A 21,221-nucleotide genomic window follows, 5' to 3' on the forward strand; every position below is an offset into this window, starting at 1 on the left:
GGCCTCCGGTCAGGCGGTGGCGGCCGTCAGGGAATTGGGGCAGTACTGGCGCAGGACGAGCTCGGTGGTGGCCAGGGCCATGCGGGCGGGGCCGGCCTCGCCGAGCACCTCGCCGTTGGCCAGGGTGCCGCCGACGATCAGCATGAGGGTGTCGGCCAGGGCGTCGGGGTCCTCGGCGCCGGCCTGGGCGCCCTTGTCGCGCCACCAGTTGCGCAGGCCCTTGAGGTGCAGCTTCGCCTCCTGGCGGCCCGGGTGCGCGGGGTCGCGGAACTCGCTGGAGGTGTTGTAGTAGATGCAGCCGTGGAAGTCGGGGTCCCTGACGCTGTCCTGGAAGTACTCCATCAGCGCGAGGATCTGGCGGGCCGGGTCCCCGCTGTGGGGGGCGGTGATCTGCTCGGCCTGCTCCCACCACTGCGCGTCGCTCTCGCGCAGCCAGGCCGCGATCAGGTCGTCCTTGCTGGCGAACTCGCGGTAGAGCAGGCTCTTTCCGACCCCGGTCGCGTCGATCACCTGCTGCATGCCGACGGCCCGGACCCCCTGCTCACCGAAGAGTTTGGCCGAGGCTTCCAGGATCCGCCGCCTCGTACCTGGTGCCGGTGTGCGCGCCATGTCTCAACTCCTTCGCCTCTCCCCCGCGGATCCCAGCATACGTTTGACACCGGGGTTTGTGAGCGCTAGAAATGGACCGATCAGTCCTGGACTGATCGGTCCATCATTTTGCGCAGAGACACGCATAGAGCCCTGAACCGCTCACTGCTTCCGACGACACTCCGATCGGAGTCCGATCATGACCGAGGCATCCCCGACCTCCCCGCCCATCGCACGGGCGGTGACGCCCCCGGCCCCCATGGTGAAAAGCCTGCCGCTGCTGCTCCTGGTCGTGTGCGCGGTGCAGTTCCTCGACGCGATGGACATCGCGAGCATGGGACCCGCCCTCCCCCTGGTCCAGGCGGACCTGGGCATGACCACCTCCGCCCTCCAGTGGGTCGTCTCGGCGTACGCGCTGGGCTTCGGCGGGTTCCTGCTGCTGGGCGGCCGGCTGGCCGACCTCTACAACCGCAAGAAGCTGCTGATCGGCTGGCTGGCCGTGTTCGTGGTGGCCAGCGTCCTCGGCGGCATCGCCGACAACGGCGTGGTCCTGGTCGTGGCCCGACTGCTCAAGGGCGTCAGCGCCGGCATCACCGCACCCGCCGCGATGGCGATCCTGCTCGACGCCTTCCGTGACGAGCAGTCACGCAACCGCGCCCTCGGCACCTTCCTGGCCGTGGCCTCCGCCGGTTACTCCCTCGGCCTGATCCTCGGCGGCCTGATGGCCGGCGTCTCCTGGCGGCTCGTCCTCTTCGCCCCGGCCGTGGCCGGCCTGCTGGTCGCGCTGCTCGCCGCCTCGGTGGTCCCCTCGCAGCAGGAGAAGGGCAAGAGCGGCAGCCTCGACATCCTCGGCGCCGTCACGGTCACGGCCGGCGCGGTGGCCCTGGTCTACGGACTCAGCCGGGCCGCCAGTGACGGCTGGGGCGACGCCCAGACCATCGGCTCGCTGATCGCCGCCGCGGTCCTCTTCCCCCTGTTCGCCCTCGTCGAGAGCCGCCACCCGGCGCCGCTGGTCCCGCTCGCCGTCTTCCGCAAGGGCCAGCTGACCCGCGCGCTGGTCGCCATGCTCTTCTTCGGCGCCTACGTCTCCTTCCAGTTCGTCCTGACCCTCTACTACCAGGAGCAGCTCCACTGGAGCCCGCTGGAGGCCGGACTCGCCTTCCTCCTCGGCGGCGTGCTGACCGCGGGCACCGCCCGCTACGGCGCCGCGCTGGTCACCAAGTACGGCGCCTGGCCGGTCGCCACCGGCGGCCTGGTCCTGCTGAGCATCGGCTACCTGGGCTGGGTCCTGCTGATGGGTCAGGTCGACCCGCTGGTCACCCTGTTCGCCCAGCAGCTGCTCGGCGGCCTCGGCTTCGCCGCCGTCTACCCGGCGCTGAACATCGCCGCCGTCGGCACCGCCGCGCCCGACGAGCAGGGCCTGGTCTCGGGCCTGTTCAACGCCGGCGCGCAGATCGGCAACGGTGTGGTCATCGCCCTCACCGCGACCGTCTTCTCGCTCAGCACGGGCGGGATCGCCCCCTACCGGGCCGGCCTGTGGACCGTCACCGCCATCACCCTGGCCGTGACCGTCGTCGCCCTGGCGGGCGCCGCCCGCCACCGGCAGAAGGCCGCCGCCTGACCGACCGACCGGAGGGGGCGCCGCCACCGCGGCGTCCCCTCCTCCCCCTGATCGGCCGTGCAGCACCTCCGGCGCACCCATTGGATCCCCCGCATCCGGCGCCCGGTGTGCTGCACGGCCTTTTTCGCATGTCCGGGGCGGATCCGCGGGGGCTCCGGGGCTTCATTGACACGCTCCGGCCCGACCAAGTACGGTCGGGACCGATCGGTCCACTAAGTTTCCAGAGCATGTCGAGTTCGCTTCCGGAATCGAATCGATCACCCGGCGCCAGTGCACACGACACCGTTCTCTTTCCATCTCGCGGGGAGATGTTTGTGTTGCTGTTCTCAGTCCTAGGCTCCATGGAAATCGTCAAACAGCGGGTCGCCGTACGGCTCGGCGGCGCCATGCAGCAGACGCTCCTGGCGGCCCTGCTCGCGGCCGGCGGATCCCTCGTCACGGTCGACTCCCTCATCCTCGAACTCTGGGGCACCACACCCCCCAACAAGGTCGAGAACGCCCTCCAGGCGCAGGTCAGCCGGGTCCGCAGGACCCTGGCGGCGGTCGAGCCCGAGCGGGAGGGCTCGCGCGTGGTGACGAGCACCTCCGGCTACCTGTTCCTCTTCGACCGGTGGGAGCTCGACGCCTACCTCTTCCTCGACACCGTGGACGCCGTCCACGCGCGGACGGGGAACGAAAGCCTTCCCGAACTCCGCCAGGACATCGCCGACCTCCGCGAGGGACTCTCGCGCTGGCGCGGCCCGGTATTCGGCGGACTGACCGGCGGCCCGATCTGCCAGACCGCCTCCACGAGATATCAGGAGGCCAGGAATTCGGCGCTCATCCTGCTCTACGACCTCGAACTGCGCACCGGCGGGCACGAGCGGATACTCCCGGAACTGACCGAGCTCTACTCGCGCAACCCCAACCACGAACAGTTCTGCATGCTCCTCATGCGGGCCCTGTACCGCTGCGGCCGCCAGCTCGACGCGCTGACGGTCTACCGCCAGTGCCGGCACAACATGATCGAGTCCCAGGGCATCGAGCCCTCCCCGGTGCTGAGCCAGTACGAGCGGGCGATCCTCACCCACGACCCGATGCTGCTCCAGGACGAGCCCTACTGGCCGGTTCCGGCCCTCGTCGCGAGCTAGGGAAGAGCCCGGAGATGGACGAGCACCTGCTGCTCGTCGCGCACGGCAGCCGTGACCCCCGGCACGCGGCGACGGTGCGCGCACTCACCCGGCGGATCCGGTCGACGAGGCCCGGACTGCGGGTGGGCACGGCCTTCCTCGACTTCGACTCCCCCTCCGTACCCGGGGAGTTGGCCAGAATGGCGCAGAGCGGTGCGGTCAGGGTGGTCGCCCAGCCCCTGCTCCTGAGCCACGCCTTCCACGCCAGGCACGACCTGCCCGGGGCGCTGCGCGCCGCCCCGGCCCCCCTCCTCGTGCGGCAGGCCCCCGTCCTCGGCCCCCACCCGCTGCTGACGACCGCGCTGGAACGCCGGCTGTACGAGGCCGGACTCGGCCCGCACGACCGCGCGACGACCGGCGTCGTGCTCGCGGCCGCCGGCACCGCCGACCCCGGCGCGGCCGCCGTGCTCGCGGGGATCGCCCGCACCTGGCAGGGCACCGGCTGGCGCGCCGTACGCCCCGCCTTCGCCTCCGCGGGCCTGTTCCCCGCTACCGGGGACGCCGTCCGGGCGCTGCGAGCCGAGGGCGTACGGCGGGTGGCGGTGGCCCCCTTCGTACTGGCCCCGGGCCGGCTCCCCGACCGGATCGCGGCCGGTGCCGGGGCGGGCGGGGCGGACGTCCTGGGCGGGGTGCTGGGCACCGCGCCGGAACTCGTCCGGCTGGTGCTGCTGCGCTACGACGGGGCCATGGCGAAGGCCCGGGCCCTCGCGGCGTGACCGCCGCGCGCCCGGGCCCCTGCCGCCTCCCGTGTCAGGTCCGCAGGCCGCGGCCGCGCAGCATCCGGCGTTCCAGCGGGCCGAAGACCAGCAGCTCGACGGCGACGCCGACGAGCAGGATCAGGCCGATGGCCAGGAAGATCCGGGCCATGTCGGAGGTCTCCCGGCCGGATTCCAGCAACTGGCCCAGGCCGATGCCGAGGTCGGGGGAGCTGGCGATGATCTCGGCGGCCATCAGGGAGCGCCAGGAGAAGGCCCAGCCCTGCTTGAGGCCTGCCAGGTAGCCGGGGAACGCGGCCGGCATGACCACGTACCGGGCGCCGCGCAGTCCGGTGGCGCCGAGGGAGCGGCCGGCCCGCAGCAGGAGCGGGGGGACCTGGTCGATGCCGGAGACGAGGCCGCCCGCGATGGAGGGGGTGGCACCGAGCAGGATGACGGCGTACATCATCGAGTCGTCCAGGCCCAGCCAGAGCACCGCCGGAGGCACCCAGGCCACCGAGGGCAGGGACTGCAGGCCGGACAGGATCGGCCCGATGGCGGCCCGTACGGGGCGGACGCGGGCGACGAGCAGGCCGAGCGGGGTGCCGATGGCCAGGGCGAGCAGGAACCCGGACAGGCCGCGCCAGACGCTGGTCCACACGACGTCGAAGAGGGTGCCCTTGAACCACAGGTCGGCGAGGCTGTCCCAGACGGCGGCGGGCGGCGGGAGCACGTAGTCGTCGGTGACGTGGGCCGAGGCGAGGACCTGCCAGAGCGTCAGCACGAGGGCGACAGCCAGCGCAGGGGGCAGGGCCTTGGCCACCAGGACGCGGCGCAGGGGAGTCCGGCCGGTGCCGTGGTGGGCGTCGAGCGCGTCCAGCCCGGCCAGCTCGTTGGCGGCGGGCCGGGGGCCGGCGTCCCGGGGCCTGGGGTGCCGGGGGCTGAGGTCAGTGCCGGCCATGGCGGCGGATCTCCCCTCGCAGGTGTTCGGTGATCTCCAGGGACAGGTCGGCGACCTCGGCGTCCTCGATGCGGCGCGGCTGGGGGATGTCGACGGTCCATTCCCTGGCGACCCGGCCCGGGCGGGAGGAGAGGAGGACGACGCGCTGGGCGAGGCGGACGGCCTCGCGGACGTTGTGGGTGACGAAGAGGACGGAGACTCCGGTCTCCTCCCAGATGCGGGTGAGTTCGCCGTGGAGGACGTCGCGGGTGATGGCGTCGAGGGCCGCGAACGGCTCGTCCATGAGGAGGAGGCGGCTGTCCTGGGCGAGGGCCCGGGCGAGGGCGACGCGCTGGCGCATGCCGCCGGAGAGTTCGTGGACCCGTTTGCCGTGGGCGCCGCCGAGGCGGACCAGCTCCAGCAGCCGTTCGGCCTCCGGCTTGCGGTCGGCCTTGGCCACCCCGCGCAGCCGCAGCGCCAGCTCGATGTTCTTCCCGGCCGTCAGCCAGGGGAACAGGGCGTGCTCCTGGAACATCAGCGCCGGGCGGCCCCCGGTGGTGACGGACCCGGAGGTGGGCGTGTCCAGGCCGGCGATCAGGTTGAGGAGGGTGGACTTGCCGCAGCCGGAGGCGCCGAGGAGGGTGACGAACTCGCCGGGGGCGACGTCCAGGCTGATGTCGTCGAGGATCGGCTGGGGGCCGGCGGGGCCGGGGAAGGACTTCGAGAGGTGCCGGGTGCGGACGGCCCGGGTGAGCGCCGTGGTGTTCTCCGCGTCGATGAGTGCGGTCGCCACCGCGGCTCACCTCCCTTGGTCGTCGGGGGCCGGGAACGGGGGCTTGTGCAGGGAGCCGAGGACCCGGTTGAGCGGTCCGAGGTCGTAGATGCCGTTCAGGTCGGGGTCCTCCAGCAGTCCGGCCGCGACGGCGTGTGCGGACTGGGCCCGGAGGGTGGCGGGAAGGGGGTCGTCGGTGACGAGGAGGGAGGGCCAGGCCCGGTCGATGACCTCGGGTTCCAGGGCCTTGCCGGTGAGGGACGCCAGGGCGGCGTTGGCGGAGGCCTTGGCCTCGTCCGGATGGGCGTTGATCCACTCGTTGGTCTTCACGGTGCCGCGCAGGACGGCCTCGACCACGTCCGGGTGCTCCCTGAGGAACTTCTGCGAGACGACCACGTTCGTGATCACGAACTTCTTGTCCGGCCACAGGTCGGCCTCGTCGAGCAGGACGGTGGCGCCCTCCGCGACCAGTTTGGAGGCGGTGGGCTCGGGCACCCAGGCCCCGTCGACCGAGCCGGAGCGGTAGGCGTCGGGGGTGATGGTGTTGTTGGTGCGGACGACCGAGACGTCGCCCTTGCCGCTGGCGGCGTCCACCTTCCAGCCGCGGGCCGCGATCCAGTCGAGGAAGGCCACGTCCTGGGTGTTGCCGAGCTGCGGGGTGGCGATCCTCTTGCCCCTGAGGTCGTCCGGGCTCTTGATCTTCTCCGGGTTCACGACGAGCCGGACGCCGCCGGAAGCGGAGCCGGAGATGATGCGCAGGCTGCGCCCCTTGGACTTCGCGTAGCCGTTGACGGCGGGCGAGGGGCCGATGAAGCCGATGTCGACGGAGCCCGCGTTCAGGGCCTCGATCTCGGCGGGGCCCGCGTTGAAGGTGGTGGTCTTCAGGGCCGCCCCGCCCAGCTCCCGCCCGATCAGGCCCTCCCGTATGCCGACCAGGGCGGTGGCGTGGGTGAGGTTGGGGAAGTAGCCGAGGGTCACGGAGCGTGCCGAGAGCTTCGTGCCGGCCGCGCCCGCCGGGGCCTGGGCGGCGGCGGGGACCTGGTCGGCCCGGGATCCGTAGCCACAGGAGGCGAGGGCGGCGGCGCAGGCCAGGAGGAGGACGTGCAGGGCGGCCGGGCGGGGGCGTCGGCGGCGCGGGCGGCGCGGTGGGGACATCGTCAGACGGTCCGTTCGGTCTCGGTGAAGGCCTCGCCGGCCATGCCCGCGGTCAGGGTGGTCCCGTCGGACGGGTCGATGAGGAGGAAGGATCCGGTGGCGCGGGAGTCCGCGTAGGCGTCAAGGGCGAGGGGTTCGCCGGTGCGCAGGACGACGCGGCCGATGTCGTTGGCGGACAGCTTCCCGGGGTCGGGGTGCTGGGAGAGGTCGTCGAGGGCCAGCCGGGACGGGATCTCCCGGACGATCGCCTTGACGGTGCGGGTGGTGTGCTTGAGCAGGACGCGCTGGCCGGGCTTAAGGGGCCGGTCGGCGACGTGGCAGACGGTGGCGGTGACGTCCTGAGTGGTGGCGGGGGCGGCCGCGGCCGGGGCGATGAGGTCGCCGCGGGAGACGTCGACCTCGTCCCGGAGGCGGAGGGTGACGGACTGGGGGGCCCAGGCGGTGTCGACGGCCGTGAGCGGTCCAAGGCCGGGGCGGAGCGCGTCGATCGCCTCGATGACGCTGGTGCGGCCGGAGGGGAAGACGGTGACGGCTTCGCCGACGCGCAGGACGCCGGAGGCGATCTGGCCCGCGTAGCCGCGGTAGTCGCGGTGTTCGGAGGTCTGGGGGCGGATCACGTACTGGACGGGGAAGCGGGCGGGGGCGGTGAGGGCGTCGCCGACGGGGACGGTCTCCAGGTGCTCCAGGACGGTGGGGCCGCCGTACCAGTCCATGTGCGCGGAGGGCTCGACCACGTTGTCCCCGGCGAGGGCCGAGACGGGGATGGCGGTGATCTCCGGTATGCCGAGGGCGCAGGCGTAGGCGGTGAACTCCTCGGCGATCTCCGCGAAGACGCTCTCCCGGTAGTCGACGAGGTCCATCTTGTTGACGGCGAGGACGACGTGGGGGACGCGCAGGAGGGCGGCGACGGCGGCGTGGCGGCGGGTCTGTTCGATGACGCCGTTGCGGGCGTCGACGAGGACCACGGCGAGGTCGGCGGTGGAGGCGCCGGTGACCATGTTGCGGGTGTACTGCACGTGCCCGGGGGTGTCGGCGAGGATGAACCGGCGGCGGGCGGTGGCGAAGTAGCGGTAGGCCACGTCGATGGTGATGCCCTGCTCCCGCTCGGCCCGCAGGCCGTCGGTAAGGAGGGCCAGGTCCGGGGCGTCCCGGCCGCGCCGGGCGGAAGCGGCCTCGACGGCCTCCAGCTGGTCGGCGAGGACCGACTTGGAGTCGTGCAGGAGGCGTCCGACCAGGGTGGACTTGCCGTCGTCCACGGAACCGGCGGTCGCGAAGCGCAGCGTCGTCGTCGTGTCGTCCACGTCGTCCACGTCGTCCATTGCTAGAAGTACCCTTCGCGCTTGCGGTCTTCCATCGCGGCCTCGGACAGCTTGTCGTCGGCGCGGGTGGCGCCCCGCTCGGTGAGGCGGGAGACGGCGATCTCGGCGATCACGGCGTCCAGGTCGGCGGAGTCGGAGTCGACGGCGCCGGTGCAGGACATGTCACCGACGGTGCGGTAGCGGATCAGACGGCGTTCGACGGGTTCGGTGTCCTTGGGGCCGCCCCACTCGCCGGCGGTCAGCCACATGCCGCCCCGCCAGAAGACTTCCCGCTCGTGCGCGAAGTAGATCTCCGGCAGTTCGATGCCCTCCCGGGCGATGTACTGCCAGACGTCCAGCTCGGTCCAGTTGGACAGCGGGAAGACGCGGACGTGCTCGCCGGGGGCGTGGCGCCCGTTGTAGAGCTGCCAGAGCTCGGGGCCCTGGCGGCGGGGGTCCCACTGGGAGAACTCGTCGCGCAGGGAGAACACCCGCTCCTTGGCGCGCGCCTTCTCCTCGTCCCGGCGCCCGCCGCCGAACACGGCGTCGAAGCCCAGCCGCTGGATGGCCTCGGTGAGGGGGAGGGTCTGGAGGGGGTTGCGGGTGCCGTCGGGGCGTTCCTGGAGGATGCCGGCGTCGATGTACTCCTGGACGGAGGCCACGTGCAGGCGCAGACCGTGCCGGGCGACGGCGCGGTCGCGGTAGGCCAGTACCTCGGGGAAGTTGTGGCCGGTGTCCACGTGCAGCAGGGCGAAGGGCACCGGGGCGGGGGCGAAGGCCTTCAGCGCCAGGTGCAGCATGACGATGGAGTCCTTGCCGCCGGAGAACAGGATCACCGGCTTCTCGAACTCGCCCGCCACCTCGCGGAAGATGTGCACCGCCTCCGACTCCATCGAGTCCAGGTGGTCCAGTGCCCGTGGGGCTCTGCGGATGGGGATGACGGTGGTCACGCGAGGCCCCTCTGTTCGAGCAGCGCGTACAGCGCCGCGGCGGATTCGTGGACGGTCTGCGTGTGCGACTCGATGCGGAGGTCGGGGGTCTGCGGTGCCTCGTACGGGTCGTCGACGCCGGTCAGGCCGGAGATCTCGCCCGCCGCCTGCCTGGCGTACAGGCCCTTCACGTCGCGCTCGGAGCACACCTCGACCGGGGTCGCGACGTGGACCTCCAGGTACGGGGTGCCTTCGGCCGCATGCCGTTTGCGGACGGCCTCGCGGCTGTCGGCGAAGGGCGCGATCACCGGGACGAGGGCCTTGACGCCGTTGCTCGCGAGGAGTTCGGCGACGAAGCCGATCCGCTGCACGTTGGTGTGCCGGTCCTCGCGGCCGAAGCCCAGGCCGGCGGAGAGGAACTCGCGGATCTCGTCGCCGTCGAGGACCTCCACCCGGTGGCCCTCGCCCCGCAGCCGCTCCGCCAGCGCGTAGGCGATGGTGGTCTTGCCCGCGCTGGGCAGACCGGTCAGCCACACCGTCGCCCCCTGGCCGCTCACGCTCATCAGCTCCGTCTCCGTACGTCGGGTCATCAGCCGTGCAGTCCGCACTCGGTCTTGCCGCGGCCGGCCCAGCGGCCGGCCCGTACGTCCTCGCCCTCGGCGACCCGGCGGGTGCAGGGGGCGCAGCCGACGGAGGTGTACCCGTCCATCAGCAGCGGGTTGGTCAGCACCCCGTGCTCGGCGACGTACGCCTCCACGTCCTCCTGCGTCCAGCGCGCGATCGGCGAGACCTTGACCTTGCCCCGCTTCTCGTCCCACCCGACCACCGGAGTGTTCGCCCGGGTGGGGGAGTCGTCGCGGCGCAGGCCCGTCGCCCACGCGTCGTAGCCGGCGAGGCCCGCGTCGAGGGGGCCGACCTTGCGCAGCGCGCAGCACAGGTCCGGGTCGCGGTCGTGGAGCCTCGGCCCGTACTGGGCGTCCTGCTCGGCGACCGACTGGCAGGGCATCAGCGTGAGGAGGTTGACGTCCATGACCGCCTCGACCGCGTCGCGGGTGCCGATGGTCTCCTCGAAGTGGTAGCCGGTGTCCAGGAACACCACGTCCACGCCCGGCATGACCCGGGAGGCGAGGTGGGCGACCACCGCGTCCTCCATCGAGGAGGTCACGCAGAGCTTCGCACCGAAGGTCTCCGCGGCCCAGGTGAGGATCTCCAGCGCGGAGGCGTCCTCCAGCTCCCGGCCCGCCCGCTCGGCCAGCTCTTTCCTGTCTCCGTGTGCCTGGGTCATCGTCACCCGGCGGCTCCTTCGAAAGGGGAACGCGGCGAACCGGTCAGGAATTCTCTGAGCCGAGATTAGCAATGCCGACACATAAAGCACTGACCGTCCGCTGATCGGGGGCATTTTCCGGACGAAGCAGTCACCGTACCCTCTCTACCTGCATGTTTCTTTGATTCCGGGGGTTTTATGGGGCGCGGTCAGGACCCGGTAAGCGGCTCATCAGCGGACCGCCAGCGCCTCTCTGCGAGAGTGACGGAAAGAGCCTGCCGATTTCCCCCCACTTTCTGCCCGATATCCTCGGAGAGGCACCCGGATAAATGAGCCTGCAAGGACCGCGCCGAGGAAGGCTGATACGCCGCCTCGCACTCTGTCTGTCGGCGGTGGGACTCACCGCCTCCATGCTCACCGCGGCGGAACCCGCCGCCGCCGGCACGCCGGAGACCTGGACCTCCACCTTCCAGGGCTCGGACGGCGTCACCTACTCGGCGACCAACCACCTGGTGGCCCCCGCCGGCGGCCCGGGCCGGCAGTGGATGCTCGTCTGGTCCGGCCCGGCCAAGCAGCCCGCCCCGGACTTCCTGACGGTCATCGACGCGACCCCGGACTCCCCCACATACGGCAAGGTCGCCAACACCGTCACCGTCGGCCCGAACAACGGCAACGAGCCGCACCACATGCAGTACGTGTGGCACAAGGGCGACCGGATCTACGCCGGCGGCATCATGGGCGACACCACCTTCGTCTTCGACGCGAAGGCCCTGCCCGCGCTGACCATCGCCGGGGTCAACACCGCCGCCGACACCCCCTGCGGCACCCTCCCCGACGCCTACCAGGTGCTGGGCGACGGCACCGCGTACGGCACGTACATGGGCGGCCCGAACGTCACCGGCCCCTGCACCTACACGAACGGCCAGGTGCGGGTCGGCAACGGCGCCGCCGGCTCCCCCGGTGAGATCGTCCGCATCGGCAAGGACGGCAGGACCCTCGCGGAGATCCCGGCCGCCACCGAGGCGGGCGAGGACCCGGCCCAGTGCGGCAACGTCCCGGCGCTGCCGGCCGCGACCTGCGCCAACCCGCACGGCATCGCGGTGCGCGAGGACCTGAACGTCATGGTCGCCAGCGACTTCGCCGAGGCCCGCAACTTCATGACGCCGGACTCGGCGCTCAAGGAGAACCTGGCCCGCCAGACCGTCCGCGTCTTCGACATCACCAAGCGCGACGACCCGGTGCTGAAGTCGGTGTCCAAGGTCGCCGACGGGCCGCGCGGGGCGCAGGAGCCGCGGGCCTTCTTCCGCGAGTCCCGGGTGGTCATGGAGACGGCACTGACCAACCGGCCCGGGCACAAGGGGGCGTTCGTCTCCTCGATGGCCGGCGGCGCCGTCTTCTACACCCCGGACATCACCGCGCCCGCTCCGCAGTGGAAGGAGGTCTTCGACGACACGACCGCCTACCGCACCTTCCAGGGCGACCGGCAGATCACCGGCAGCGGCGACAACGGCAGCTGGCTGGCCGTCAGCCCCGACGACCGGTTCCTGTTCCACACGGTGATGGGCCAGTCGGTGCCGTACGGCAAGCCCCTGGAGCAGACGACCGGCATGGTCTACGTGCTGGACATCCAAAAGCTCCTCGCCGCCGGGAACGGCGCGAAGTGCTCCGTGGACGAGCTCGCCGAGGCGAGCCGCGGCGGCCGTGAGCGGGACTGCCCGGAGCTGGTGAGCACCGTCCCGATCCGCGACGTCAGCTCCGGCGGCCCGCACTGGGGTGCCATGGACAACTTCAAGCGCGGCGCGGACGGCGTGTACCGGGAGACCACGCAGGTCAGCCGGATCGCGGTGGCCAACTACTTCGTCGCCGGCTCCTTCGGCGGCGGCGGCGACCACCGGGTGTGCATGTTCGACCTCGACCGGCGCGGCCGGGTGACCCTCGACCGGTCCTTCCGCGACGAGAACACCGGCAAGCCGTGCGTCGGCTTCAACCGGGCGTCGTGGCCGCACGGCGACTACGGCGACGCGCAGCCGCACGGCGTGCTGTTCGTGGTCAGCGACGGCGTCGTCCGCCGGTGAACGCGGTCCTCCTGGCGGCGGTCGTCCTGACCGCCGCCCTGGCGCTAGGCGTGCTGCTGCTCCTGCGCACCCGGCTGCTCGCCCGCCGCTCCGCCGCCACGGCGTACTTCGCCGCGGCGGTGGCGTGCGCGGCGCTGGCCGGGAGCCTGGGGACGCCGGCCGGCGGGGCCGCGGCCCGGGCGTCCAGGGGGCCGGTGCTGGGCTCGGTCGGCCTCGGCGGCAAGCAGGTGCCGGTGCTGGTGGTGCCGAACCGGCCCGGGTACAACCTGGTGGCCGTCGCCGCCCCCGACGCCTCCGCCGGCACCGGCCGGGACCGCCTCGCCAAGGGCGGGCCCCGGCCCGGGTCGGCCCTGACCTGGATCCCGGTCGAACTGCCGGCCGGGCCCGGGCAGGTGTGGGTCTCCGCCGGCGGGGCCGCCGCTCCCCTCGCCGTGGACACCGGCCGCGCGAGTGCCGCCCCGGCCCCGGCCGGGCTGCGCGGCGCCGACGGGCCGGAGTGCGCGAGCGCCGCCGCCGGCGCGGTGCTGGGCGGCAGCGCGAAGGCCCCGGCCGGCTGCCCGTCCGACGCCCTGCCGGCCGCCGACGCGGCCGCGCTGCGGGAGACCGTCGGCTTCCTCGCCGGACGCGGAACCCGGGCCGTCTCCCTCGTCGAGGACGACTCCCCGCGCGGCCGGGCCGCGGCCGCCGAGGTGCGCGCATCCGCCGCCCGCGCGGGCCTCTCCGTGCAGGCCCCCGACGCCTCCTCCCGCCGCCCGCTGCTGGTCACCTCCGGCTGGGCGGGTGCGGACGCCGCCGTCCACGACGTCGAGGCCGGCCGCACCGTCGCCGAGGGCACCTACCTGGCGCCCTGGCTGCTGACCGCGCCGCTGCTCTCCCCCAGCGCGGGCCAGCTCATCCCGCTGCGCTACGCCCCGAACAGCCCGGCCGCGGTCGAGTACGCCGCCGCGCTGGGCGACCGGCTGCCGGGCGAGGTGCCCAGCGCCGCCGGGTACGAGGCCTGGCGCACGGCCCGCGGTGCGGCGGGCCCGGCGCCCGCGAAGCTCTACGCGGCGGCGGTGCTGTACGTACCGGGCAGCGGGGGCGGCCCCGCGCCGGACGGCTCCGCCGGGGGCGGCCACCACCACGGCGGATCCGCGAACTGGCTGCCCAGCGGAATGATCGTCCCGGTAGCGGCCCTCGGCACCACCTGACGACGCGAGGCCCCGACGCCACGACTCCGGACGCCGGAGGCCCACCCCCCGAGGCCCCGACGCCCCGGTACGCCCGGTACGCCCCCGACCCGACAAGGAGCAGGACCATGACGGAAACAGTCGCCGCGCCGCCGGTCCGGACCGCCAGAACCGCGCGCCCCGCCGCCGCCCAGCGTCCGGAGGGGCAGTGGGCGCTGGGCGAGTACGACCCCCTCAACGCCAACGAGGAGTTCAAGGCGGTCGAGGACCCCCTCCTCGTCCGGGAACGCATCGAACGGGTCTACTCCCGCGAGGGCTTCGCCTCCATCGACCCCGACGACCTGCGCGGCCGGATGCGCTGGTGGGGGCTGTACACCCAGCGCAAGCCCGGCATCGACGGCGGGAAGACCGGCTCGCTCTCCCCGGAGGAGCTGGAGGACGAGCGCTTCATGATGCGCGTGCGCAGCGACGGCGGCACCCTCGACGCCGCCCAGCTGCGGGCCGTCGCCGACGTCTCGATGCGCTTCGCCCGCAACACCGCGGACATCACGGACCGGCAGAACGTGCAGTTCCACTGGATCCGGATCGAGGACGTGCCGGCGATCTGGCGGCGGCTGGAGGAGGCCGGCCTGTCGACGACCGAGGCGTGCGGGGACTGCCCGCGCGTGATCGTCGGGAGTCCGGTGGCGGGGGTCGGCGCGGACGAGGTCCTAGACGCCACTCCGGCCGTACGGGAGATCGCCGCCCGCTACATCGGCGACCCGTCCCTGTCCAACCTGCCGCGCAAGTACAAGTCGGCCGTGTCCTGGCTGGCGGACGTCCCGTACGAGATCAACGACCTGGCGTTCCTGGGCGCGGTCCACCCCGAGCACGGCCCCGGCTTCGGCATGTGGGTGGGCGGCGGGCTCTCGACCGTCCCGATCCTCGCCCAGCACGTGGGGGTGTGGGTCCCCCTCGCCGACGTCCCGGACGTGTGGGCGGCGGTGGCCCGCCTCTTCCGCGACTACGGCTACCGGCGGCTGCGCGGGCGGGCCCGCCTCAAGTTCCTCGTCGCCGACTGGGGGGTGGAGAAGTTCCGCCGCGTCCTGGAGGAGGAGTACCTGGGCCGCCCCCTCCAGGACGGCCCGGCCCCCGCGCTCCCGCCGGCCCCGATCGACCACATAGGCGTACACCCCCAGAAGGACGGCCTGTCCTACGTCGGTGCAGCCCCCCTCGCCGGCCGCCTCTCGGGCACGAAGCTGGCGGCCCTGGCCGACCTGGCGGAGACCCACGGCAGTGGCCGGGTACGCCTCACCCCGTACCAGAAGCTCCTGGTCCTGGACGTGGCCGACCCGGAACCCCTGATCACCGCCCTGGCCGAGATCGGCCTCCAGGCCCGCCCCTCCCCCTGGCGCCGCAACACGATGGCCTGCACGGGCATCGAGTACTGCAAGCTGGCGATCGTCGAAACGAAGGAACGCGCGGCCACCCTGGTGGCGGAACTGGAAAAGCGCCTGGCGTCCGAGCCGGCCCTCCCGAACCTGAACATCAACCTCAACGGCTGCCCCAACTCCTGCGCCCGCACCCAGGTGGCCGACATCGGCCTGAAGGGCCAGCTGGTCGCGGACGAGAACGGCCGCCAGGTCGAAGGCTTCCAGATCCACCTGGGCGGCACCCTCTCCCTCGCCGCCGACCAGGAGGGCGCCTTCGGCCGCAAGCTCCGCGGCCTGAAAACCACGGCGGCGGACCTCCCCGACTACGTGGAACGCGTCACCCGCGCCTACCTGGCGGGCCGCGCGTCCCCGACGGAACCCTTCGCCTCATGGGTCGCCCGCTGCGAGGAGCCGGACCTCCAGTAGGGATGGTCAGGATCCGAGAAGCCCCGGCCGCGGTGCCGCCCGTAGCGTGATGGCCATGGCAACCACGACTCCCACCACCGCCCCCACGTCCCTCGCCTCCGTCACCCTCGAGGTGGACGACGTCGAGGCCGCCCGCCACTTCTACACCGCCTTCGGCGTGGACACCCACATCCACCTACGGCCCTCGCAGACCCCCTCCACCGGATTCCGCGGGTTCACCCTGGGCCTCACGGTGGCCAACCCGGCCACCGTCGACGGTTTCTTCGGCGCGGCCGTGGACGCCGGCGCCACCGTCCTCAAGCCCACCGCCAAGTCCCTGTGGGGCTACGGCGGCGTCGTCCAGGCCCCGGACGGCACGATCTGGAAGATCGCCACCTCCGAGAAGAAGGACACCGGCCCCGACACGAACCGGATCGACGACCTGATCCTGCTCCTCGGCGTCGAGGCCGTGAAAGCCACCCGCCAGTTCTACGTCGAGCGGGGCCTGACCGTCGCCAAGAGCTTCGGCGCCAAGTACACCGAGTTCGCCGCCGGCACCTCCAGCCCCGTCAAGCTGGCCCTGTACAAGCGCAGCGCCCTGGCCAAGGACCTCGGCGTCCCCGTCGAGGGCACGGGCTCGCACCGCATCGTCCTCGGCAGCACCACCGCCACCTTCACCGACCCCGACGGCTTCACCTGGGAAGCCGCCGCCGCGTAGCCCGGGCCGCGCGTCACCGTGCGGCGCCTCCCGGTGGGCGGGGGCATGACCAGGCGGCTCGACGTTGCCGACGGCGGTGGTGAACTCACGGCCGGACGCACCCCGGATGCGCAGCTCGCCGTATGGCATTCGAAATGCCATAATCGTGTCATGGCTGACGACGACACCGACTTCCCGCCCGGCGACGGCCCCAGCAGCGGCATCTCCGTCTCCCTCACCGCCGGCACCCTGCAAGCCATCCGGGAGAGGGTCGGCAAGCGGGGCGTGTCCGCATACCTGGAGAGGGCCGCCCAGCGGCAGATCGAACGCGACAACCTGGACGAGCTCATCGCAGATTTCGAGCGTGTCAACGGGCCCGCCGACCCCGAGGCCGTGGCCGCCAAGCGTGCCAGACTCACCGGCGGCACATCCTCGGGGGCCGAGGCGGCAGCGTGAGCGGTGCGCTGGTTCTGGACAGCGAGGGCCTGGCCCAGGCCGTGCAACGCGGCCCGGAGGTCCAAGCATGGCTCACCGCAGCCCGTGAAGCCGATCTTCCGGTGATCACATCGGCTGCGGTTCTCGTGGAGGTGATCCACCCCCGGATCAACGACGCAGCACTGAGGTGGACGCTGTCCCGGCTGCGAGTCGAGCCCGTTACACAGGCCATCGCCCAGTCCGCTGCCACCCTGCTGCGCACCGCCGGCCTGCACGGCCACAAGTACGCCATCGACGCCATGCTGTGCGCCACTGCCCTGGCCGCGCAGCCGGGCCGGGTCACGATCCTGACGTCCGACGTCGAGGACATCTCCGTACTCACCACCGGACACCCGCGCGTGAGCGTCGAGAAGGTCTGACCCCGGTTCGAGCACCCGCCCCGGCCCGGCCCGGGGGTTCGGGCCCGGCCGGGGGGTGGGGGGTGGGGGGTGGCCTGGGGGTCAGGGGGTGAGTTCTGCGGTGAGGGAGTTCAGGATGACGTCCGCGCTGCGATCCACGTCCTCGCGGGTCGTGCGCCAGTTGACCACCGAGATGCGCATCGCCGCCCGGCCCTCCCACAGCGTGCCGCCGAACCAGCAGACGCCGCTGCGCTGGATGCGGGCGATGACCCTGCGGGTGGTCTCGTCGTCGTCGCCGAAGCGGACCAGGAGCTGGTTGAGGACGACGTCGTTGAGGAGTTCGACGCCGGGCACGCCCGAGAGGCGTTCGGCGAAGTGCCGGACGTGGTCGCAGCAGCGTTCCACCAGGTCCGCGACGCCCTCGCGGCCCAGGGTGCGCAGGGCCGCCCAGACGGGGAGGCTGCGGGCGCGGCGCGAGAAGTCGGGGACCCATTCGATGGCGTCGCGTTCGCCGTCGGTACCCGGCGGGAGGTAGCCGGCGCGTTCGTTGAGCATGGCCGCGCGGTGGGCCTCGGGGTGGGCGATGACGACGATGCCGCAGTCGTAGGGCACGTTGAGCCACTTGTGGGCGTCCAGGGCCCAGGAGTCGGCCCGTTCCACGCCGTCGACGAGGGGGCGGAGCCTGGGGCTGGCGGCGGCCCACAGGCCGAAGGCCCCGTCCACGTGGACCCAGGCGCCGTGGCGGTGCGCGATGTCGCAGATCTCGCCGACGGGGTCGATGGCGCCCGAGTTGACGTCGCCGATCTGGGCGCAGACGATCACCGGCCCGGTGAGGGAGGAAAGAGTCCGCTCCAGTTCGGCGGGGATCATGCGGCCCTTGGCGTCCACGGGGACGTTGCGGATGCGGGCGGTGCCGAAGCCGAGGTAGCGGGCGGCGAGGTCGATGGTCATGTGGTGCTGGGCGCCCGCGACGATGGCCACCTCCGGCGCGCCGCCCAGGCCCTCGCGTTCCACGTCCCAGCCGGCCTCCGCCAGGAGCTTGTGGCGGGCGGCCGCGAGGGAGGTCAGGTGGGCCATCGTGCAGCCGGTGGGGAAGCCGACGGAGGCGTGCGCGGGCAGGCCGAGGAGTTCGAGGACCCATTGGGCGGCCACGTCCTCGGCCACGGCGATGGCCGGGGAGAGGTTGTAGAGGCTGGCGGTCTGGTCGTAGGCGGCGACGAGCCAGTCGGTGGCTATCGCCACCGGCAGGGTGCCGCCCGTGACGTAGCCGAAGTAGCGCGGGCCGTTGGCCGTCGGGATGCCGCCCTCGGCCACCGCGCGGCCGATGACCTCGATGGTCCCGGCCGGGTCGGACGGTCCGGCGGGCAGCGGGCCACCGAACATTTTCAGCAATTGTTCGGAGCCGGCAGTGGCACCCACCGGCCGCTCGGCGAGGCCCGTCAGATATTCGGTGGCCTGCTGATAGGCCAATGCGAGAGGCGCACTGTCTGCTGTGGTCATAGTACAAAGCTAGGCGGCCGGCACTGACGTGCGACTGACTCAAATGGCCGGAACTTCCAAAACCTTGGACAGAGGGCCGTTGGACTGTATTACTTTCTCCTGTGGCCCCGGCCGGTCCGGCCGGTCCGGCCGATCCGCCCCGTCCTACGGTCCACCATCCGTGCCGAGTCATGAGACTTGAGGAGTTCCGATGTCCGACGAGCAGACCCGCAAGGTTATCGAACAGTTCAACCAGGCATTCCAGCTGCACGACCCCGGCCTGCTGAAGGACATCCTCGGCGAGAACTGCCGCCTGGAGAACTCCGGGCCGGCCCCCGACGGGACCAAGCACGTCGGTTATGACGAATGTCTGCAGTTCTGGACCGCGATCGCGGGCAACGAGCACATGACCTTCGAGGTGGAGGACGTCTGGGTGGCCGGCGAGCGCTCCGTCTGCCGCTGGACGCTGCGCTGGGGCGGCGGCCCGAAGGACTTCGTGCGCGGGGTGAACGTGCACCGCCTGGAGGGCGGCAAGCTCGTCGAGAGCTTCGGTTACGTCAAGGGCTGACAGTCGAGAAGGAGAAGGGCCCGGGCCTTGAAGGCCCGGGCCCTTTCCGTGTGGTGATGATGCGTCAGTCGGCCAGCTGGGACACGATCATCACGCAGTCCTCCAGGGCCTTCGTCGCGTGGCCCTTGCCCACCGTGTCCTCGACCAGCTGCGTGTTGCCGGGCACGAAGGTGCGCCAGGTGCCGTCGCTGACGCCGCACTCCATCTTGCCGCTGACCAGGGTCATGATCTGGCGGCGCGGCGCCGGGTGGAAGTCGCCGAACCAGCCGGCCGGGATGTACAGGTACACGGCCTGCTTGGCCGGTATGCCCTCGGAGACGAACAGCGACGGCGCGGGCGGGGCAAAATTGAGGGCCGTCACCTCCAGCGTCTCGTCGATGAAATGCGATTCGCCGTTCTCGTCGTTGTAGAGGCGGGAAACGGCGATTTTGGCGGTCTCGGGGGCGGTCTCGACGGTCTCGGCGGTCACGGGAACTCCCTGTGTACGTGAAGTCGCTATCAGGTCGGGATCGATCGCCCTTCACTATCCCAGCCGGCGCTGATGGGGCCCTGACCGATCGGGGACGGCGCGGGAATTTACGGTCTCAGATATCCATCAGTCCCGTGTCAGCCGCCGCGTGCCAAGCTGAGGGCACGAAAGGCCGATGGAGAGGTACCCAAAGCGGCCGAATGGGGTCCGGCTCTTCGCCGGACGGGCTCTGCCCACGCAGGTTCGAATCCTGCCCTCTCCGCAGGTGCTCATCCCAGGCACGCGCATCCCGAACCGATACCAGGGATGCGCGTGTCTTTGGCATGCGGCGCCGCCCGGACCGCCGCCCGACAGGGCCTCCCGTCAGCGTCCGTCATCATCCCGTCCCGTCTTCTTCGGACCCGCGGAGCGGCCGTATCCGGCCCCTCGCGGCCTTCACGGCCTTCACGGGCCTCCACGGGCCTCCACGGGCCTTCACGGCCCAGCCGGCCCCTTCCGCCCCGGGGGTCCCGTCGACGGATCCGCCCCCCTGCCCATCCCAGCCCGGCGCGAGCCGAACTGACGTCGCCTCCCGAGCGACCCCGACAGACATGGAGACGCAGTTGCCCAGCAGCGACCACCACACCGCTCCCGTGCTCCGCAGGACGGACTCCGCCGCGCTCGTGGACGAGATCTCGTCCTGGCTGGCCGTCGACGCCGACGAGATCGACGCCAAGTACCTGGGCGAGCGCGCCCGCATCGTCGAGGCCGTCACCGACCTCAACGCCGCGGCCGTCGCCGGCCCCGGCCGCGAGGAGGCCCACTACCACCAGCAGCTCCTGCTCTCGCGCATCTACCAGACCGTGATGCAGATCCCCGACCGGCCGAGCGCCGAGGGCTCGGTCCTGCTGCACGAGGTCACCCGGCTGCTGGAGAACGCCACCCTCGCCGCCGAGGACGCCCACCTGGAGCCCGGCCTGCTGGAGTCCGCGCCGACCGAGCCCAAGGCGTTCCTGTCCTGGCTCAAGGGCCGGGTCCGGGGGCACCGCGCCTTCAAGCACCCCTACTACACCGAGTTCATCAACCGCGAGGCGCGGGAGGAGGACCTGCGCACGTACGTCATCCAGGAGTCGCTGATCGACGGCCGCTTCGACGACTTCCTCGCGATGATGCAGATCGGCACCGCCGGCGCCAGCAAGATGGAGATCGCCGCCAACTACTGGGACGAGATGGGCAACGGCGACCCCGAGGCCGTGCACACCCACCTCTTCAACAAGATCTACGAGGTCTTCGACGTCCGCGACCAGGACCTCGAGGCCGCCATGACCACCACCGACCTGCACTCCGGCAACCTCGCGGTGCTGCTGTGCCGCTACCGGCACCTGTACCCGGAGGCGGTGGGCTTCCTCGGCATGACCGAGTGGCTGGCCCCCGACCGGTTCCGCAACGTCGTCCGCGCCTGGGAGCGCCTGGGCCTGCCGGAGGTCGGCATCACCTACCACCGGCTGCACATCACCATCGACTCGCAGCACGCGGCGGGCTGGTTCCACAACGTGGTCATCCCGAGCGCCGGCACCGCCTACATGCGCCGGGGCATCGCCCGGGGCGCGCTGTGGCGCGCCAACTCCTCCGCCCGCCACCTCGACGAGCGCCTGGACCTGGCCCGGCTCTCGGCCGAGCGCACGCCCGTCGCCGCGGGCTGAG

The 21,221-nt window shown here is 72.2% G+C and carries 21 protein-coding genes and 1 tRNA gene; 12 read left to right on the forward strand and 10 right to left on the reverse strand.

Features of this window, described 5'->3' with window-relative positions; genetic code table 11:
* Positions 1-9: 9 nt before the first annotated feature.
* Entirely contained in the window at positions 10-609 is a 600-nt protein-coding gene (locus B4U46_RS40140; RefSeq protein WP_079432273.1) for a TetR/AcrR family transcriptional regulator, read from the reverse strand.
* A gap of 178 nt (positions 610-787) precedes the next feature.
* Here B4U46_RS40140 and B4U46_RS34920 point away from each other — a divergent pair, with 178 nt between their 5' ends.
* The 3 genes from B4U46_RS34920 (at position 788) to B4U46_RS34930 (ending at position 4,094) form a co-directional block, all read left to right on the forward strand.
* A complete protein-coding gene (locus B4U46_RS34920; protein WP_079432274.1) occupies positions 788-2,209 on the forward strand; it encodes an MFS transporter in 1,422 nt (473 codons plus the stop codon).
* A gap of 341 nt (positions 2,210-2,550) precedes the next feature.
* On the forward strand, positions 2,551-3,339 hold the full coding sequence (locus B4U46_RS34925; protein ID WP_237293431.1) for an AfsR/SARP family transcriptional regulator: 789 nt from the start codon (positions 2,551-2,553) through the stop codon (positions 3,337-3,339).
* Positions 3,340-3,353: 14 nt separating this feature from the next.
* Positions 3,354-4,094 carry a sirohydrochlorin chelatase gene (locus tag B4U46_RS34930; RefSeq protein WP_079432276.1) on the forward strand — a complete coding sequence of 247 codons (741 nt, stop codon included), beginning with the start codon at positions 3,354-3,356 and terminating at the stop codon, positions 4,092-4,094.
* 34 nt (positions 4,095-4,128) lie between these two features.
* Here B4U46_RS34930 and B4U46_RS34935 read toward each other — a convergent pair whose 3' ends face one another.
* The 7 genes from B4U46_RS34935 to B4U46_RS34965 are packed head-to-tail and all read right to left on the reverse strand — an operon-like array spanning position 4,129 to position 10,452.
* Entirely contained in the window at positions 4,129-5,034 is a 906-nt protein-coding gene (locus tag B4U46_RS34935) for an ABC transporter permease (protein ID WP_079432277.1), read from the reverse strand.
* Positions 5,021-5,806, reverse strand: a complete 786-nt coding sequence (locus B4U46_RS34940; protein ID WP_079432278.1) for an ABC transporter ATP-binding protein — start codon at positions 5,804-5,806, stop codon at positions 5,021-5,023. The genes B4U46_RS34935 and B4U46_RS34940 overlap by 14 nt, the downstream gene beginning before the upstream one ends.
* Before the next feature lie 6 nt (positions 5,807-5,812).
* Positions 5,813-6,940, reverse strand: coding sequence for an ABC transporter substrate-binding protein (locus B4U46_RS34945; protein WP_079432279.1), 1,128 nt, complete (start codon positions 6,938-6,940; stop codon positions 5,813-5,815).
* A gap of 2 nt (positions 6,941-6,942) precedes the next feature.
* The gene (locus B4U46_RS34950; protein WP_079432280.1) at positions 6,943-8,259 is read right to left on the reverse strand and encodes a sulfate adenylyltransferase subunit 1; all 1,317 of its coding nucleotides are present in this window, start codon (positions 8,257-8,259) and stop codon (positions 6,943-6,945) included.
* 2 nt (positions 8,260-8,261) lie between these two features.
* On the reverse strand, positions 8,262-9,131 hold the full coding sequence (gene cysD / locus B4U46_RS34955) for a sulfate adenylyltransferase subunit CysD (RefSeq protein WP_237293454.1): 870 nt from the start codon (positions 9,129-9,131) through the stop codon (positions 8,262-8,264).
* A gap of 53 nt (positions 9,132-9,184) precedes the next feature.
* Positions 9,185-9,730: an adenylyl-sulfate kinase gene (cysC, locus tag B4U46_RS34960; protein ID WP_079432399.1), complete on the reverse strand. Its 546-nt coding sequence runs from the start codon at positions 9,728-9,730 to the stop codon at positions 9,185-9,187.
* A 26-nt stretch (positions 9,731-9,756) separates the two neighbouring features.
* Positions 9,757-10,452, reverse strand: coding sequence for a phosphoadenylyl-sulfate reductase (locus B4U46_RS34965; protein WP_079432398.1), 696 nt, complete (start codon positions 10,450-10,452; stop codon positions 9,757-9,759).
* A gap of 371 nt (positions 10,453-10,823) precedes the next feature.
* On the opposite strand from B4U46_RS34965, the gene B4U46_RS34970 reads away from it, so the two are divergent.
* From B4U46_RS34970 to B4U46_RS34995, 6 genes are all read left to right on the forward strand, one after another.
* Entirely contained in the window at positions 10,824-12,506 is a 1,683-nt protein-coding gene (locus tag B4U46_RS34970) for a selenium-binding family protein (protein ID WP_237293432.1), read from the forward strand.
* Entirely contained in the window at positions 12,503-13,696 is a 1,194-nt protein-coding gene (locus B4U46_RS34975; protein WP_079432283.1) for a hypothetical protein, read from the forward strand. Before B4U46_RS34970 ends, B4U46_RS34975 begins: the two co-directional genes overlap by 4 nt.
* 107 nt (positions 13,697-13,803) lie before the next feature.
* Complete coding sequence (locus B4U46_RS34980; RefSeq protein ID WP_079432284.1) at positions 13,804-15,513, forward strand: nitrite/sulfite reductase; 1,710 nt, start codon at positions 13,804-13,806, stop codon at positions 15,511-15,513.
* 49 nt (positions 15,514-15,562) lie between these two features.
* Complete coding sequence (locus B4U46_RS34985; RefSeq protein WP_079432400.1) at positions 15,563-16,210, forward strand: glyoxalase; 648 nt, start codon at positions 15,563-15,565, stop codon at positions 16,208-16,210.
* A gap of 150 nt (positions 16,211-16,360) precedes the next feature.
* Positions 16,361-16,645: a hypothetical protein gene (locus B4U46_RS34990; RefSeq protein ID WP_079432285.1), complete on the forward strand. Its 285-nt coding sequence runs from the start codon at positions 16,361-16,363 to the stop codon at positions 16,643-16,645.
* Positions 16,642-17,043, forward strand: a complete 402-nt coding sequence (locus B4U46_RS34995) for a type II toxin-antitoxin system VapC family toxin (protein WP_079432286.1) — start codon at positions 16,642-16,644, stop codon at positions 17,041-17,043. Before B4U46_RS34990 ends, B4U46_RS34995 begins: the two co-directional genes overlap by 4 nt.
* Positions 17,044-17,124: 81 nt before the next feature.
* Here B4U46_RS34995 and B4U46_RS35000 read toward each other — a convergent pair whose 3' ends face one another.
* Positions 17,125-18,522, reverse strand: a complete 1,398-nt coding sequence (locus B4U46_RS35000) for a pyridoxal phosphate-dependent decarboxylase family protein (protein ID WP_079432287.1) — start codon at positions 18,520-18,522, stop codon at positions 17,125-17,127.
* A 190-nt stretch (positions 18,523-18,712) separates the two neighbouring features.
* Between B4U46_RS35000 and B4U46_RS35005 the strand changes: the two genes are divergently transcribed.
* Positions 18,713-19,069: a nuclear transport factor 2 family protein gene (locus B4U46_RS35005; RefSeq protein ID WP_079432288.1), complete on the forward strand. Its 357-nt coding sequence runs from the start codon at positions 18,713-18,715 to the stop codon at positions 19,067-19,069.
* Positions 19,070-19,133: 64 nt separating this feature from the next.
* Here B4U46_RS35005 and B4U46_RS35010 read toward each other — a convergent pair whose 3' ends face one another.
* Positions 19,134-19,538 (reverse strand): hypothetical protein, encoded by a 405-nt coding sequence (locus B4U46_RS35010; RefSeq protein ID WP_079432289.1) that lies wholly within the window; start codon positions 19,536-19,538, stop codon positions 19,134-19,136.
* A 177-nt stretch (positions 19,539-19,715) separates the two neighbouring features.
* On the opposite strand from B4U46_RS35010, the gene B4U46_RS37815 reads away from it, so the two are divergent.
* Positions 19,716-19,800 (forward strand) — tRNA-Lys (locus B4U46_RS37815).
* A 328-nt stretch (positions 19,801-20,128) separates the two neighbouring features.
* A complete protein-coding gene (locus tag B4U46_RS35015; RefSeq protein ID WP_237293433.1) occupies positions 20,129-21,220 on the forward strand; it encodes an iron-containing redox enzyme family protein in 1,092 nt (363 codons plus the stop codon).
* The last annotated feature ends 1 nt before the right edge of the window (position 21,221 follow it).

It is taken from the genome of Streptomyces katrae (assembly GCF_002028425.1).
In the GTDB taxonomy this organism is placed as follows: domain Bacteria; phylum Actinomycetota; class Actinomycetes; order Streptomycetales; family Streptomycetaceae; genus Streptomyces; species Streptomyces katrae_A.